Origin of the sequence: Pseudonocardia phyllosphaerae, from assembly GCF_046546475.1 — a bacterium.
GTDB classification, from domain to species: Bacteria; Actinomycetota; Actinomycetes; order Mycobacteriales; family Pseudonocardiaceae; genus Pseudonocardia; species Pseudonocardia phyllosphaerae.
On sequence record NZ_JBKGXS010000004.1, the window covers coordinates 18,303 to 33,445 of the forward strand.

The 15,143-nt window shown below is 74.1% G+C and carries 14 protein-coding genes; 3 read left to right on the top strand and 11 right to left on the bottom strand.

The features are described from left to right. Positions 1-18 precede the first annotated feature (18 nt). Both ACLE50_RS10590 and ACLE50_RS10595 read right to left on the bottom strand, forming a co-directional pair. On the bottom strand, positions 19-912 hold the full coding sequence (locus ACLE50_RS10590; protein ID WP_410943567.1) for an aminoglycoside phosphotransferase family protein: 894 nt from the start codon (positions 910-912) through the stop codon (positions 19-21). A 13-nt stretch (positions 913-925) separates the two neighbouring features. After that, entirely contained in the window at positions 926-1,528 is a 603-nt protein-coding gene (locus tag ACLE50_RS10595) for a helix-turn-helix domain-containing protein (RefSeq protein ID WP_410943285.1), read from the bottom strand. Between the two features lie 67 nt (positions 1,529-1,595). Here ACLE50_RS10595 and ACLE50_RS10600 point away from each other — a divergent pair, with 67 nt between their 5' ends. After that, positions 1,596-2,534 carry an NAD(P)/FAD-dependent oxidoreductase gene (locus ACLE50_RS10600; RefSeq protein WP_410943286.1) on the top strand — a complete coding sequence of 313 codons (939 nt, stop codon included), beginning with the start codon at positions 1,596-1,598 and terminating at the stop codon, positions 2,532-2,534. 89 nt (positions 2,535-2,623) lie between these two features. Here ACLE50_RS10600 and ACLE50_RS10605 read toward each other — a convergent pair whose 3' ends face one another. The 8 genes from ACLE50_RS10605 to ACLE50_RS10640 all read right to left on the bottom strand — a co-directional run bounded on the left by ACLE50_RS10605 (position 2,624) and on the right by ACLE50_RS10640 (position 12,167). After that, complete coding sequence (locus ACLE50_RS10605) at positions 2,624-3,874, bottom strand: GNAT family N-acetyltransferase (RefSeq protein WP_410943287.1); 1,251 nt, start codon at positions 3,872-3,874, stop codon at positions 2,624-2,626. Between the two features lie 67 nt (positions 3,875-3,941). Beyond that, positions 3,942-4,808 (bottom strand): DUF4333 domain-containing protein, encoded by an 867-nt coding sequence (locus ACLE50_RS10610; protein ID WP_410943288.1) that lies wholly within the window; start codon positions 4,806-4,808, stop codon positions 3,942-3,944. A gap of 37 nt (positions 4,809-4,845) precedes the next feature. Further along, the gene (locus ACLE50_RS10615) at positions 4,846-7,779 is read right to left on the bottom strand and encodes a DEAD/DEAH box helicase (protein ID WP_410943289.1); all 2,934 of its coding nucleotides are present in this window, start codon (positions 7,777-7,779) and stop codon (positions 4,846-4,848) included. A 41-nt stretch (positions 7,780-7,820) separates the two neighbouring features. After that, a complete protein-coding gene (gene pyrH / locus ACLE50_RS10620; RefSeq protein WP_410943290.1) occupies positions 7,821-8,567 on the bottom strand; it encodes a UMP kinase in 747 nt (248 codons plus the stop codon). Positions 8,568-8,661: 94 nt separating this feature from the next. After that, a complete protein-coding gene (tatC, locus tag ACLE50_RS10625; RefSeq protein ID WP_410943568.1) occupies positions 8,662-9,657 on the bottom strand; it encodes a twin-arginine translocase subunit TatC in 996 nt (331 codons plus the stop codon). Between the two features lie 47 nt (positions 9,658-9,704). Continuing rightward, positions 9,705-10,013, bottom strand: coding sequence for a Sec-independent protein translocase subunit TatA (gene tatA, locus ACLE50_RS10630; protein WP_410943291.1), 309 nt, complete (start codon positions 10,011-10,013; stop codon positions 9,705-9,707). A gap of 154 nt (positions 10,014-10,167) precedes the next feature. Next, complete coding sequence (locus ACLE50_RS10635; RefSeq protein ID WP_410943569.1) at positions 10,168-11,160, bottom strand: helix-turn-helix transcriptional regulator; 993 nt, start codon at positions 11,158-11,160, stop codon at positions 10,168-10,170. Positions 11,161-11,165: 5 nt separating this feature from the next. Further along, positions 11,166-12,167: a helix-turn-helix transcriptional regulator gene (locus ACLE50_RS10640; protein ID WP_410943292.1), complete on the bottom strand. Its 1,002-nt coding sequence runs from the start codon at positions 12,165-12,167 to the stop codon at positions 11,166-11,168. Positions 12,168-12,274: 107 nt separating this feature from the next. Here ACLE50_RS10640 and ACLE50_RS10645 point away from each other — a divergent pair, with 107 nt between their 5' ends. Further along, complete coding sequence (locus ACLE50_RS10645) at positions 12,275-12,526, top strand: hypothetical protein (RefSeq protein WP_410943293.1); 252 nt, start codon at positions 12,275-12,277, stop codon at positions 12,524-12,526. 105 nt (positions 12,527-12,631) lie between these two features. Beyond that, entirely contained in the window at positions 12,632-13,699 is a 1,068-nt protein-coding gene (gene glsA, locus ACLE50_RS10650; protein ID WP_410943294.1) for a glutaminase A, read from the top strand. A 30-nt stretch (positions 13,700-13,729) separates the two neighbouring features. Here the strand turns inward: glsA and pafA are convergent, their stop codons facing one another. After that, positions 13,730-15,088 (bottom strand): Pup--protein ligase, encoded by a 1,359-nt coding sequence (pafA, locus tag ACLE50_RS10655; protein ID WP_410943295.1) that lies wholly within the window; start codon positions 15,086-15,088, stop codon positions 13,730-13,732. Positions 15,089-15,143 lie beyond the last annotated feature (55 nt).

Here is a 15,143-nt window from a genome sequence, read left to right on the forward strand (position 1 = left end):
ACAGGTGCAGCGTGCCGTTCAGCGCACGGTCGGAGCGTCGAGGACCTGCCGGATCACCCAGCGGGCGTTGCCGGAGATCACGGCGTTGGTGTGCCGGTAGTACGGCAGCTGGATCACCGCCATCGACAGCGCCCATCCCCGCCCGCGGGTCCACGCCGCGTCGTCGGTCCCGAGTTGTCCGAGAGCCTCCCGGAACGACGGACGGGCTTGCGCGGGCAGCAGGTTCCACGCCGGGATCAGGTCCACGGCGGGGTCGCCCAGCCCGGCCGTCCCGAAGTCGATGACAGCGGTGAGCCCGCCGTCCCGGCTGAGCAGGTTGCTCGGCATGAGGTCGGAATGGATCCAGTGCGCGGAGTCGCCGGGCCCGGGCGCGGCCAGGCACTCGTCCCAGGCGGCGAGCAGCGCGTCCGCATCGAACGGCTCGTCGGTCCGCCGGAGCTGCTCGATCCCGTCGCGGGTCTCGTCGTCGGCGTCGGCGAGCGGCCCGCCCCGGTGCGCAGGAGGCGCGCCCGCGGTGCTCACCCGGCCCAGCGCCCGGATGAATGCGGCCAGCTGGACCGCCGCTCGGGTCGCAGCCGTGCCCTCCACCAGCGGGTCACCCTCGATCCACCGGTGCAGCGCCCAGTCGAAGGGGTATCCCTCTGCCGGCTCGCCGAGCGCGACGACCTCGGGGACCGCGACCGGGGACGCATCGGCGAGCACCGGCAGCCAGCGCGCCTCATGGTGCACCGCGCCGGTGCCGTCGGCGGTCAGCGGCAGCCGTGCGCTCAGCTCCCGCCCGACACGGAAGATCGCGTTGGTGGTCCCGCCGGAGTCGAGCCGCCGGACGGGCAGACCGGCCAGAGCCGGAAAGCAGCGGCGGAGCAGGCGGCGCACCAGCTCGTCGTCGACCGGGGTCTCGTCGTCGTGCATCCGTGCCACGCGCTCACCGCCCCACCGGCGCCGCCCGGGTGTGCATCTTCTCCCCCTGCGGCCCGAACAGGCTCAGCACCTCCACCGCCCGCCCCGGATCGGCGGCGCCGAACCAGTGCGGCACGTGCGTGTCGAACTCCGCGGCCTCCCCCGCGCCCAGCACGACGTCGTGCTCACCGAGCACGAGCCGCAGCCGGCCGTCGAGGACGTAGAACCACTCGTATCCCTCGTGCACCCGCAGGTCCGGGGTGTCACCGCGGTACGGGATGAGCATCTTGAACGCCTGCAGCCCACCGGGGCGCTGGGTCAGCGGGACGACGGTCATGCCGTTGTGGCGGCGTGGGCGCAGCCGGACCCGCGGGTCCCCCACCGGCGGTGCACCGACCAGCTCGTCGATCGGGACCTGGTGGGCGGCGGCGATCGGCAGCAGCAGCTCGAGCGTCGGGCGGCGCCCGCCGGACTCGAGCCGGGACAGCGTGCTCACCGAGATCCCGGTCGCCGCGGACAGCTCGGCCAGCGTCGTCCCGCGCTCGCTGCGCAGCCCGGCCAGCCGTGGGCCGACCCCGGCCAGCGTGCTCGCGATCGCTTCGGCCGAGGAGGTGGCGGGCTCGGTCATGCCGCCAGTTTGCCGTTCCGGCAAGAGACTTTGCCAGTCCGGATGGTGCGGGGGCAGTGTCGTCACCATGAGCTCCTACGACGTCATCGTCGCCGGTGGCGGCGCCGCAGGCCTGTCCGCCGCCCTCGTCCTGTCCCGGGCCCGCTGGCGCGTCCTGGTCATCGACGACGGCACCCCGCGCAACGCCCCCGCCGGCGGCGTGCACAACTGGCTCACCCGCGACGGCCTCCCGCCCGCCGAGATCGGCCGGATCGGCCGCGCCGAGGTCACCGGCTACGGCGGCGAGATCCTCGACGGCCGGGTCACCGCCGTCCGCGACCCCGGCACCGATCCCGGAACGCCCGGGTTCGCGGTGTCCACCGCCGACGGCGCCGAGCACACCGGACGGACCCTGCTGGTCACCACCGGCCTCACCGACGAGCTCCCGCCGATCGACGGCCTCGCGCAGCGCTGGGGCGCCGAAGTGTTCGGCTGCCCGTTCTGCCACGCCTGGGAGCACCGCGACACCCGCATCGGCGTCCTGGTCACCGGCCCGCACGACCTGGTCAAGGCGCACATCGTGACGCGCTGGACCGACCGGGTCACCCTGTTCCTGCACACCGGCCCGCAGCCCGACGACGAGCAGTGGGCCGGGTTCGCGGCCTGCGGCATCGAGGTGGTCGACGGCGAGGTCACCGCCTACGACGACGACGGCGTCCACCTCGCGTCGGGCACCGTCCGGCCGGTCGACGCGCTGACGATCTCGCCGCGGGCCGTGCCGCGCGCCGGGTTCCTCGACGACCTCGGCGTCGCCCCGGCCGAGGCGCCGTTCGGGATGGGACTCGCCGTCCCGGCCGGTCCGCAGGGGCAGACCGACGTGCCCGGGCTGTACCTGGCGGGCAACGTCGTCGACCCGATGGCGACGGTCCCCGCCGCGATCGCCGCCGGAGCCGCGGCGGCCGCCGGGATCACCCGCGAGCTGCTGATGGCCGACGTCGCCGCCGCGACCGCTGCGGCCGCCGCCTGACGCGGCGGCCGCACGAGCCGGACACTGTGGGGAGGCACGGCGGGAAGCCGGGATCGGCCGGAACCGGGATCGGCCGGAACCGGGATCGGCTAGAACATGGTGCCGCACCACGGCACCGGGCCGGGCACGCCGAACAGGGCGTCCGCGCACCGCGCGGCCCCGTCGGTGTGCTCGGCCCACCGCCCGGCTGCGACCAGCTCCGACGGCGTCCGGTCGCCCAGGTAGGCCATCGCCAGCGCGGCCACGCCGGTCTCCAGGTCCGGGACCGCCCCGGCCGCCGGGGACGGGCCGTCCGGCCCGAGGCGCCAGGTGCCGGAGCGGTCGTCGAACAGCGGATCGTGGACCCGCAGCACGATCTCCCCGTCCGGGGCCCAGGTGCGGGCGGCCAGGGCGGCGGGGACGTCGAGGATGCGCAGCCACAGTTCGTCCCGGCCGCCGGAGGTGACGGTCACGGCGCGCGGGTCGGCGAGCACCAGGTCGAGATTCTCGTCGCGGGGCCGGTGCCGGGCCACGACGCCCTCGATGAGGTCGATGCCGGTGACGAACCGCCACAGCGCGGTCACCACCGACGGGGTCGCGCCCCACAGGTCGTGCACGAGCAGGGTGTCGCGCCGGCCGGGCCGGTGGGCCTCGGTCAGCCCCCAGGCGACCAGGCCGTCGGCGTCGTCGAGGCAGCCGTCGTCGATGCGCTCGCTTCCGGTGGGCAGGTGCACCGCCGCGCCGCGGTAGGCGTCGGCGCCCTCGGCCGGGGTGGCCACCCGCCGCCACCAGCGCCGGGTCCGGGTGATCGCGCCGGGCCGCTGTCCGGCCAGGCGCTCGTGCAGTGCGGCGACCGGGCCCAGCTCGTCATCGGCGCCGACCATCCGCACGGTCCCGCCGCCGGGCGCCTCTGGCCGCCACTGCGGATGCGCGCGCACCGCGACCTCGTCGCTGCGGCTGGCGATGCCGTAGCCGTAGCGCTCGTAGATGGCGGTCTCGCTGGCCCGCAGCATCGCCGCGGCGTCGCCACGCCCGGCGGCCGCGGACAGCTGTGCCCACATCAGGGCCCCGAGCCGTCCCTCCCGGGTGCGGTCGGCGCGGACGCCGACGCCGGACACCGCGGCCGCCGGGATCCGCGCTCCCCCGGGCACGGTGAGCCGGGACGGGAACGAGTACGCGGTCCCGGCGAGCTCGCCGCCGGTGGTGAACACACCGAGCGTGTGCTCGTCGTCGGCGGGACCGTGCCGCTCCCAGGCCGCGTCGGGCATCGGCCCGACGTGCAGGGTGTGCCGGAACAGCTCGGCCGCCGCACGCAGCTCGGCGGGGTCGGTCAGGGTGCGTACGTCGTGATCCTCGGCCACACCGTGAGCCTCTCCGACGCGGGCGCGGCCCGCCACCGGATTCGGCGGCGGCGCACGGTAATCCCCGTCAGACCCGCTTGATCTGGTAGTCGCCCTTGTCGGTGGTGACGACGCCGGGGACCTCCAGCTGCTCGCCGTCGACGACGGCCTGGCAGGAGAACTCGGTGCCGGGCTCGGCCGCGACGTCGCCCGGGCACTGGATGGCACCGACACCGAGCTTGTAGTCCTCGCGCAGCACCTTGGTGACGCCGTTCTGCAGCGCGGTGCGGTCCAGCTTCGGCTTGAGCGCCCAGCCCGGCGCGACGAACGCCGTGATCAGCACGACCGCCAGGATCACCGCGGCCGCGGCGATCGCCGCCCACACCGCCATGCCGAGCCCGAACGGCCCCTTCTTCGGCGTGCGGACGTTGTCCTGCGGCGCCCACGGCTCGTCGGTGCCCGGCCCGTCCTGGCGGTACCCGTGCCCCCCGGCGGGGCCGTCGCCGTCACCGGCGGCCGGTGCCGCACCCCAGCCCGACGACGGCGACGACTCCGGGATCGCGTCCGTCGGCGGCTCGAACGCCCCGGTCTGCTGCTGCGCTCCCCGGTGCCCGCCGACCGGGACGCCCCAGCCACCGGTGTCCGAGCCGTCGCCCCAGACCGAGTCCTGCCGCCCGGTCGCCGCCGGGTCGTCGTGCCGGCCCCAGGTGTCCTGCTCGCCCCAGGAGCTCTGCTCCTCCCACGAGCCGTGCCCGCCGCCGGCGCGCTCCCAGTCCCGCTGGTCCTCCTGGGTCCATCCGGCGTCGGGGTCGGTGCCGTGCTGCCCGGGCGGGGCCCAGCCGGAGTCGCGGGCCGGGTCGTGGCGTGCGGTGTCCGGGTCCCAGCCCGCGTCACGCGCACCCTGCCCGGCCCAGCCGCGCGGCGCGTCGTCGTGGTCGGGGTGCCGGTCGGTCATCGCAGTTCCGTTCCGTCCAGGAGTCGCAGCTCGTCAGTCATTCCATGCCGGCCGCGACGACGCCGCGGCGCACCGCACCGGACGCCCGGTGCGCGGCCCTGCCGACCTCGCTCGACCGGCCCGCCACCCCGGCGATCTGGTCGAGCAGGTCGAGCACCTGCCGGGTCCAGCGTACGAAGTCGCCCGCGGAGAGCTCGTGCCCGTTGCGCGCCGCGGCCTCCAGCACCTCGGCCAGGGACTCGCCGCGCGCCCAGCGGTGCATCGGCCAGGCGAACGCCAGGTCCGGGGCGCGGGTGCGCTCGGCCTTGTGCCGCTTCTGGTCGGCGTCGAGATCCTCCCAGATCCGCACGGTCCGCTCGGCGGCGTCGGACACCGGGCCCGCGGGCAGCCGCGGCATCGGTGCGTCGTCGCGGCGGGACTCGTAGACCAGCGACGACACCACTGCGGCCAGCTCCTCGGGCTCGAGGCCCTCCCAGGCACCCTGGCGGAGGCACTCGGCGGCGAGCAGGTCCGACTCGCCCCACAGCCGGGCCAGGATCCGCCCGTCGGAGGTGACCTCGTCGGTGGTGGGCCCGGCGACCTCGTCGAGCGGCAGCAGGTAGCCGCGCTCGGCGAGCAGCGCCCGGATCCGGTCGAACGCCCGGGCCAGCGAGTGCGTGGTCGCCCGCACCTTCTGGCGCAGCGACTCGGTCTCGCGCTCCAGGCGCGCGTAGCGCTCACCCCAGCGGGCGTGCGCCTCGCGGTCGTCGCAGCCGTGGCAGGGGTGCGCGCGCAGCGCCCGGCGCAGCGTGGCGAGCTCCGGGTCGTCGGTGGCGTCCCCGCGGCGGCGCCGGCCGCGGTGCGGGGCCTCGATGCGCGAGTTCCGCAGCGACGACGCCAGGTCCCGCCGGACCTGCGGCGACCGGTGCTCCACGTGCTTGGGGAGCTTGATCCGCCCCAGCACCTCGACGGCCTCGGGGAAGTCCCCGGCCGACAGGCGCCCGGCCCACCGGTCCTCGGTGCACACCAGCGGCCGGGGCTCGGCGTCGCGGCCGTGCGCGGCGAACGCCCCGATACCCGGGTCGAGCACGACGGCGATCCCGGCGCGCTTGCCGGACGGGATCGCGATGACGTCGCCGGGCCGCAGCTCGCGCAGCGACTCCTCCGCCTCGTCGCGGGCGGCGGCGGTGTTCTGCCTGCGCAGCGACTTCTCCCGCTCGGAGATGCGCCGCCGCAGATCGGCGTACTCGGTGAAGTCGCCGAGGTGGCACGCCATGGCCTCGCGGTAGCCCTCGAGCGCCTCGTCGTTGCGGTCGATCTTGCGGGACAGCCCGACGACCGACCGGTCGGCCTGGAACTGGCCGAACGAGCGCTCCAGCAGGTGCCGGGCGTCGACGGTGCCGAGCCGCCCGACCAGGTTGACGGCCATGTTGTAGACCGGCCGGAACGAGCTGCGCAGCGGGTAGGTCCGGGTCGACGCGAGCCCGGCGACCTGCTCGGGGTTCATCCCCGGCGTCCAGAGCACCACCGCGTGGCCCTCGACGTCGATGCCGCGCCGACCGGCACGCCCGGTGAGCTGGGTGTACTCCCCCGGCGTCAGGTCCACGTGGGACTCGCCGTTGTACTTGACCAGCTTCTCCAGCACGACGGTGCGGGCCGGCATGTTGATGCCCAGGGCGAGCGTCTCGGTGGCGAACACGCAGCGCACGAGACCGGCGAGGAACAGCTCCTCGACGGTCTCCTTGAACGCCGGGAGCATGCCCGCGTGGTGCGCGGCGATCCCGCGCTCCAGCGCGTCGCGCCACTCCCAGTAGCGCAGCACCTCCAGGTCGGCCTGCGGCAGGTCCCCGGTGTGCTTCTCGACGATCCGGCGGATCTCGTCGACGTCCTCGGGGCTGGTCAGGCGCAACCCGGCGCGCACGCACTGCCCGACGGCGGCGTCGCATCCCGCGCGGGAGAACACGAACGTGATCGCAGGCAGCAGCCCCTCGCGGTCGAGGCGCTCGATCACCTGCGGGCGCGACGGCGGCCGGAACCCGCCCCGCTGCGGCCCGGACGGCCCCCGCCCGACGACGGCGGTGGAGTCGTTGCCGCGGTGACGGTCGTTGCCGCCCCGGTCCTGCCCGCCCCGGCCCTTCCCGCCGCGGGTGCGCTGCCGGTCGCGCTGCTGCGGCGGCCCGCCGTGCCTGCCCCGCCCGCGCGGCCCGCGGTCCCCGCCGCGGTCGCGCCCGATCGAGTCGCGGCGCTGCATCTCCCGGGTGTGGCGCACCAGCTCCGGGTCCACGACGAGCGCACCCTCGGACTCGCCGAACAGGTCGAACAGCCGGTTGCCGACCATCATGTGCTGCCACAGCGGCACCGGCCGGTGCTCGTCCACGACGACCGTGGTGTCGCCGCGGACCTCCTTGAGCCAGTCGCCGAACTCCTCGGCGTTGCTCACCGTCGCCGACAGCCCGACCAGTGCGACGTGCTCGGGCAGCTGGAGGATGACCTCCTCCCACACCGCCCCGCGGAACCGGTCGGCGAGGTAGTGGATCTCGTCCATCACGACGTAGCCGAGGTGGTCGAGGCGCCGGTTCGCCGCCTCGTCGGAGTCGGCGTAGATCATGTTCCGCAGTACCTCGGTGGTCATGACGACCACCTGGGCGTCGCCGTTCACCGCGGTGTCCCCGGTCAGCAGGCCCACGGTGTCGGCGCCGTAGCGCTCGACGAAGTCGGCGTACTTCTGGTTGGACAGCGCCTTGATCGGCGTCGTGTAGAAGCACTTGCGGCCCTCGGAGAGCGCCAGGTGCACGGCGAACTCGCCGAGCACCGTCTTGCCGGCACCGGTGGGCGCGCAGAGCAGCACGCCGTGGCCGTCCTCGAGGGCCTCGCAGGCCTGGCGCTGGAAGCGGTCGAGCTCGAACGGCAGCAGGCCGGCGAACTCCGCGAGCTGCGGGTGCGCGGACCGGGACTTGGCCGCCGCGTAGGCCGCGGCCGGATCAGGACTCACACCCCAAGGCTGTCATACGCCACCGACAACCGTGGCGAGCCTCAGGACTCGGGCGCGAACTCCGCCTCGGTGACCTCGGGGCTGATCTCGGTGCCGTGGTGCTCGCCCTGGCAGATGGCCGCCATCAGGCCGTCGCGCTCGATGTCGAACACGTGCAGCGGCAGGCCGTGGTCGCGGGCCAGGATGAACGCGGTCTGGTCCATCACCGCGAGCCTGCGCTCCAGCACCTCGTCGTAGGGCAGGCGCTCGTAGCGGCGGGCGTCGGGGTTCTTGCGCGGATCGGTGTCGTAGACGCCGTCGACGCCGTGCTTGGCGACCAGCAGCGCGTCGGCGCCGATCTCCAGCGCCCGCTGCACGCTCGGGTAGTCGGTGGTGATGAACGGCTGCCCGTTGCCACCGGAGAAGATCAGGATCGAGTCCTTGTCCAGGTGGCGCTTGGCCCGCAGTCGCAGGAACGGCTCGGCGACGGCGTTGATCGGGATCGCGGTCATGACGCGGACGTTGTCCTCGCCGCCCGCGGAGAGCTTGCCCCGCAGCAGCAGACCGTTGATGACGGTGCCGAGCATGCCGATGTTGTCGGCCTCGACGCGGTCGATACCCCAGTCGTCGGACCGGTTGCCGCGGAACACGTTCCCGCCCCCGACGACGACGGCGATCTGCACGCCCAGCGCACGGACCTGCTTGATCTGGTCGGCGAGGTGGGCCAGTGCCTGGGCGGAGAAGCCGAACCCGTCGTCACCGGACATCGCCTGACCGCTCAGCTTGATGACCACCCGGTTGTACTTCAACGCCCGTCTCCCCTCGCCGTGCACTGCCGCGGCGGATCGTACGGAGGGGGCGCCGCCCGGGGTCCGGTGGGTACCCGGGAATCAGGTGATGTCGTCAGGTGATGTCGTCGTAGCCGGTCTCGCGCGGCCGCTCCACCGGTGCCGGCGGCGGGACCGGGCGGGGCGCCTCGATCTCCGACGGCGCGACGTCCGACGGGCCACCGATCTCCGACGTGCCCCCGATCTCCGAGGGCCCGCCGACCGCGGACGGCGCCGGGATCGACGACGGCGTGGTGTCCACCGGCGACGGCGCGTCCGGGTCCCAGCTGTCCCAGCCCTCGGCGGCACGGCGCTTCGCCTTGCGCCGGTCCTGGATCCGGGCGACCTGGATGGCACCCTCGAACAGCAGGGTCAGCGCGAACGCCAGCACCAGCATCGAGATCGGGTCCTGGCCGGGCGTGGCGACGGCGGCGAAGCAGAACAGCGCGAAGATCAGCCCGCGGCGGGACTTGCGCAGCAGCTCGTAGGAGATGACCCCGGCGCCGTTGAGCGCGACGACCAGCAGCGGGATCAGGAAGCTGACCCCGAAGATGACGATCAGGTTCACGACCAGGCTGAAATACGACTGGCCGGTCAGCGCCGTCGTCTGGATCTCCGAGCCGATCGTGAGCAGGAACTTCAGCGCCTGCGGGATGATCAGGTACGCGAGCACGGCGCCGGCGACGAACAGGACCGCGGCGACCGAGACGAACGCCATCGCGTAGCGGCGTTCCTTCTTGTGCAGGCCCGGGGTGATGAAGCCCCACAGCTGGTAGAGCCAGACCGGGCAGGCCAGGATGACCCCGGCCGTCGCGCCGACCTTGAGGCGCAGCATGAACTGGTCGAACGGTGTGGTGCCGAGCAGCGTGCACGCCTTCGGGTCCGCGCTGAGCTGGGCACGCGCCGACGGCGGGAGGTCGCAGTAGGGCTGTTTGAGCAGCGCACCGAGGCTCGGGAACCCGAAGAACGCGACCTCGAACCAGATGTAGCCGACGACCGTGGTGAGCGCGATCGCGATCAGCGAGATGCCGAGCCGGGTGCGCAGCTCGTAGAGGTGCTCGACGAGCGTCATCGTCCCGTCGGGGTTCGCCCGGCGCTTGCTGCGGATCACGGGCGTGCTCAGCGGGTGGTGCCGGCGGTACCGGTGGTGCCGTCGTGCTGCGGCGCGGCCTGCGCCTGGTCCTGCTGGGCCGGCTGTGCGGGCCGGGTCGGCTGGGCGGGCTGCTCGGGCTCGGCGGCGCGGATCTCCTGCGCGGGGGCGGCCGGCTGGTCCTTGGCCTGCGCGCCGTCCTCCTTGAGGCCCTTCATCTCACCCTTGAACACGCGGGCCGACTGGCCGACCGACCGGGCCATGTCCGGCAGCTTCTTCGCACCGAACAGCAGGAGCAGGACGGCAATGATGATCAGCCACTCGTAGCCACCGGGCATGGCGCGAACCTCCGTCGACGTCGGTGACCCGCGCGGGGCGCCCGCGGGGACCGTCTGCCCCGAGGATACGCACGCCCCGCAGTGGCCCGGATCTCCCCCGGCGAACCGGACACCCCGGACACCGGATGATCACCTGCGGTTCACCGGCGGCGGCTCACCCGGCCGGGTCGTCCGCGGCGGCGAGAGCGGCGCGGGCCCGGTCGCGCACGGCGTCGGCGAGCTCGGCGGGCTCGACGATCCGGGCGGCCCCGCCGAGCCCCAGCACCAGCCGGACCAGCCAGTCCGGGTCGGCGTAGCGCAGCAGGGCCCGGATCGGCCGGCCGGGATCGGTCTCCTCCGGCGTCCCGGGACGCACCTCGTCGACCGGGTAGTACTCGGCCACCCAGTGCGCGGCCGGCTGCAGCTCCAGCACCGCGCTGCGGTGCCCCTGCTCGGGCCGGAACAACCCCGCGGAGACGTCGGTGCGCTCGGCCTCCGGGTGCGGGTCGGCGGGCTCGTCGAGCTCCTCGGCCTGCTCCACCCGGTCCAGGCGGAACAGCCGCACGCCCTCGGCGCGGCGGCACCAGGCCTCCAGGTAGCCGCGGCCGTCCGCGACGACCAGCCGCATCGGGTCGACCACGCGGCGGGACACCGCGTCCCGCCCGGCGGTGAAGTAGACGATCCGCAGCGCCCGGTGCCGGGCCAGCGCGCCGCGCAGCACCGCCGTCGTCGCCCGCTCACCGGGCCCGTTGTCGGCGGCGACGACCCCGGCCGGGCCGCTCCCCTCCCCCGCGGCGCCGTCTCCGACGGCCGCCTCGACCTTGCCGATGGCGCGGGCGACGGCGTCGGAGTCGACGACGCCGGGGATCTCGTGCAGCGTCCGCAGCGCGACGAGCAGCGCCGTCGCCTCCGCGGTGGTCAGGCGGAGCGGGCGGGTGAGCCCGGCGTCGAACACGACGTCGACGGTGTCCCCGGCGAACGACAGGTCGACCAGGTCACCGGGCCCGTAACCGGGCAGCCCGCACATCCACAGCAGCTCCAGGTCGGTGCGCAGCTGCTTCTCGCTCACCCCGAAGTCGGCGGCCATCTCCGCGACCGGGACGCCCGGGTGGGCCCGCAGGTAGGGCACCAGGCTGAGCAGCCGCGGGACGCGCTCGCCGACCCCGATGCGGCTCACGAGCGCGTCTCCACGGGCAGCGTCTCCACCGGCACGCCCGCCGCGGCGGCCCACAGCGCCCGGACGGCGTCACGCAGGGACTCCGGCTCCAGGACGGCGACGTCCGGACCGTGCCCGGCCAGCCAGCGCGCCAGCACACCGCGGTCGCGGACGTCGAACTCGACCTCGACGCCGGCGCGCCCGCCGTGCTCACGCGGCCCCTGCTCACGGCCGATGCGGCGCAGCCCGGCGGCCCGGTCCTGCGCCACCCACACCCGGGCGGTGCCGGTGACCGGCGGCGGCCCGGCGGACTCGCGGACCAGGGCCCGCAGGTCGACGTCGTCGGGCACGGTCACCGCGCCGGGCCTGCCGGTGGTGCGGACCGCACCGCGGATGCGGGACAGCCGGAAGCAGCGGACGTCGTCGCGGTCGCGGTCGTGGCCGACCAGGTACCAGCGGCCCCGGAACGACACCACGCCCCACGGCTCGACGGTCCGCTGCGCCGGCGGGTCGGCCGGGCCGCGACGGTGCTCGAAGGTCACGACCTTCCCGTCGCGGCAGGCCGACAGCAGCGGCGCCAGCGCAGGCTCCCCCGCCTGCGCGCCGGGCCGGACGGCGGCCGCCGGGGAGTCCGCGACCTCCACCCCGGCCGCGCGCAGTTTCACCAGCGCGCCGTGCGCGGCCCCGGCCAGCTCCGGGGAGTCCCACAGGTTCCCGGCCAGGGCGACGGCGGTGGCCTCGTCGGGGTCCAGCGCGATCTCGCCGAGCTCGTAGTCGGCGCGGGCGATCCGGTAGCCGTCGGCGGCGTCGAACACCGAGGTCCGGCCGGTCTCGAGCGGGACGCCCAGCTCCCGCAGCTCGGACTTGTCCCGCTCGAACATCCGGAAGAACGCGTCGTCGTTCGGGGCCTCGGCGTATCCGGGCACGGTCGCGCGGATCCGTTCGGCGGGCAGGAACTGCCGCGTGGACATCAGGCAGAGCACCAGGTTGACCAGGCGCTCCGCACGCGCGGTGGACACGCACGGCATCGTAGCCACGCCCGATCCGTCCGATCACGCGACGCCCGGGCGTCTCATCCTGCGACAGGGTCGTTGACGCAGGCCGGGACGAGGGAAACCCTCGACGGATGACGGCCGGAGCGGGCACCGAGCAGGAGACCTTCAACCCGTGGACGGTGGTGAACATCGTGTTCCACCACCTCGCCGACGCCGGGCTGCACCCGGTGCTGGGCGGTCAGGGCGACCCCGCGGCCGCCGCGACCGACCTGCTGGCGGCCATGGGCATCGCCGCCGCGCACGACAAGGCAGGCCCCGCGGACCCGGAGATCCGCGACGAGCTGACCGAGCTGCGCAGGACCCTGATGCCCGGGATCGAGTGAATTCCCTCCCGGACTCGAATCCCCTCGCCCTTCTGATCTAGGTTCCGCCCCGCGGGCGGCACCCGACCCGGGTGCCGCCGGACGGGGCGGAAGGGGGCGACGGCGGTGGTCGCACGGGCCGAACGGGAGATCGTGCAGCGCCAGCTCGAGGAGCTGCACAGCACCGTCGGCAGGCCGGGCGGGGCACCCGACGGCCGGGTCGTCGCGTACTACCCGCCGTCGATGGCCGCCCACGCCAACCTGTTCGGGCTGGCCGCCACCAACGTCGACGGCACCCAGTGGGAGGTCGGTGACGCCGACGTCCGGTTCCCGCTGCACTCGATCTCGAAGGTCTTCACCTACGGCCTGGCGCTGGAGGACAACGGCCGCGACGAGGTCCTGGCCCGGATCGGCGTCGAGCCCTCCGGCGACCCGTTCAACTCGATCCGCTTCGACGAGGTCAACAACCGGCCGTTCAACGCGCTGGTCAACGCGGGCGCGCTGGTCGCGTCGAACCTGGTGCAGGGTGCGACGAAGGAGGAGAAGGTCGAGCGGCTGCTGGTGCGGCTGCGGATCTACACCGGCAACCCCGACCTCGCCGTCGACGAGGACATCCTGGCCGAGCAGCTCACCGTCAACGACCGCAACCTCGCCCTGAGCTACCTGATGCGCAGCCTCGGGATGCTGCACGGCCCGATCGAGGACAACCTCTACGTCTACCTGGCCGCCTGCTCTGTGACCGTCACCGCTCCGGAGCTGTCGGTGATGGCCGCGACGCTGGCGCACGGCGGCGCGAACCCGTTCACCGGTGTCCCGGCGCTGCCGCGCACCTACACCCGCGACGTGCTCAGCGTGATGAGCATGTGCGGCATGTACGACGCCGCGGGCCAGTGGGCCTACGACGTCGGGATCCCCGCCAAGAGCAGCGTCTCCGGCGGGATCCTGGCGGTCATCCCGGACGCCGTCGGGGTCGGCGTCTACTCCCCCGGCCTGGACCGGCACGGCAACTCCGTACGCGGGGTCGCCGTGTGCCGGGCACTGTCGGACCGCTTCGGGCTGCACGTGTTCGCCGATCCGTCCGAGTCCTCGCTGGGGCGCATCGTGCGGCCCGCGCGGCACGGGCGTCCCGCGGAGGTGTACCCGGATCCCGAGGTCTACCCGTCCGGCGACGGGTGGCTGCCCGACAACCTGTGACCCGCCGGGCTCCGGCGGTCCCGCGACCCCCTACAGCGAGGCGATGAGCCGGTCCACCCGCTCGTCGACCGAGCGGAACGGGTCCTTGCACAGCACGGTCCGCTGCGCCTGGTCGTTCAGCTTCAGGTGCACCCAGTCCACGGTGAAGTCCCGCCCGGCGGCCTGGGCGGCGGCGATGAAGTCGCCGCGCAGCTTGGCCCGGGTCGACTGCGGCGGGGTGTCCTTGGCCGCCTCGATCTCGCCGTCGTCGGTCACGCGGTCGACGAGGTCCTTGCGCTGCAGCATGTCGAACAGCCCGCGGCCGCGCCGGACGTCGTGGTAGGCCAGGTCGAGCTGGGCGATGCGGGCGCTGGACAGGTCCAGGTCGTGCTTGTCGCGGTACCGCTCGACGAGCCGGTGCTTGATCGCCCAGTCGATCTCGCGGTCGATCATCGACAGGTTCTGCGACTCGACGGCGTCGAGCGTGCGGCCCCACAGCTCCACGACCCGCTCCATCACCGGGTCCTCGTGCCGATCGCGCAGGAACTCCACGGCGCGGGCGTGGTACTCGCGCTGGATGTCCAGGGCGCTGGCCTCGCGGCCACCGGCCATCCGCACCGGACGGCGCCCGGTGAGGTCGTGGCTGATCTCGCGGATCGCGCGGATCGGGTTGTCCAGGGTGAAGTCCCGGAACTGGATCCCGGCCTCGATCATCTCCAGGACCAGCGTCACCGTGCCCACCTTGAGCAGCGTGGTGACCTCGGACATGTTCGAGTCGCCGACGATCACGTGCAGCCGGCGGTAGCGCTCGGCGTCGGCGTGCGGCTCGTCGCGGGTGTTGATGATCGGCCGCGAGCGGGTGGTCGCCGAGGAGACGCCCTCCCAGATGTGCTCGGCCCGCTGCGAGAGACAGAACACCGCGCCGCGCGGGGTCTGCAGCACCTTGCCCGCCCCGCAGATCAGCTGGCGGGTGACCAGGAACGGGAGCAGCACGTCGGCGATCCGGGAGAACTCGCCCTGCCGCGCCACCAGGTAGTTCTCGTGGCAGCCGTAGGAGTTCCCGGCCGAGTCGGTGTTGTTCTTGAACAGGTAGATGTCGCCGCCGATGCCCTCGTCGATCAGCCGCCGCTCGGCGTCGACGAGCAGGTCCTCGAGGATCCGCTCACCGGCCTTGTCGTGCGCGACGAGCTGGGTCAGCGAGTCGCACTCGGCGGTCGCGTACTCGGGGTGGGACCCGACGTCGAGGTAGAGACGGGCACCGTTGCGGAGGAAGACGTTCGACGACCGGCCCCACGACACGACCCTCCGGAAGAGGTAGCGCGCCACCTCGTCCGGGGACAGGCGGCGCTGCCCGTGGAAGGTGCACGTGACACCGAACTCCGTCTCGACCCCGAAGATCCGACGCTGCATGCCGTTCAGGGTAAGTGTCCGACCCCCTCTAGTGTCACGGTTGTGAGCGGATGGT

What these genes read in the sequence shown, in the direction of transcription:
- ACLE50_RS10590 (WP_410943567.1), bottom strand. Translation starts at nt 912, where the DNA reads ATGCACGACGACGAGACCCCGGTCGACGACGAGCTGGTGCGCCGCCTG.
- ACLE50_RS10595 (WP_410943285.1), bottom strand. Translation starts at nt 1,528, where the DNA reads ATGACCGAGCCCGCCACCTCCTCGGCCGAAGCGATCGCGAGCACGCTG.
- ACLE50_RS10600 (WP_410943286.1), top strand. Translation starts at nt 1,596, where the DNA reads ATGAGCTCCTACGACGTCATCGTCGCCGGTGGCGGCGCCGCAGGCCTG.
- ACLE50_RS10610 (WP_410943288.1), bottom strand. Translation starts at nt 4,808, where the DNA reads ATGACCGACCGGCACCCCGACCACGACGACGCGCCGCGCGGCTGGGCC.
- tatC (WP_410943568.1), bottom strand. Translation starts at nt 9,657, where the DNA reads ATGACGCTCGTCGAGCACCTCTACGAGCTGCGCACCCGGCTCGGCATC.
- tatA (WP_410943291.1), bottom strand. Translation starts at nt 10,013, where the DNA reads ATGCCCGGTGGCTACGAGTGGCTGATCATCATTGCCGTCCTGCTCCTG.
- ACLE50_RS10645 (WP_410943293.1), top strand. Translation starts at nt 12,275, where the DNA reads ATGACGGCCGGAGCGGGCACCGAGCAGGAGACCTTCAACCCGTGGACG.
- pafA (WP_410943295.1), bottom strand. Translation starts at nt 15,088, where the DNA reads ATGCAGCGTCGGATCTTCGGGGTCGAGACGGAGTTCGGTGTCACGTGC.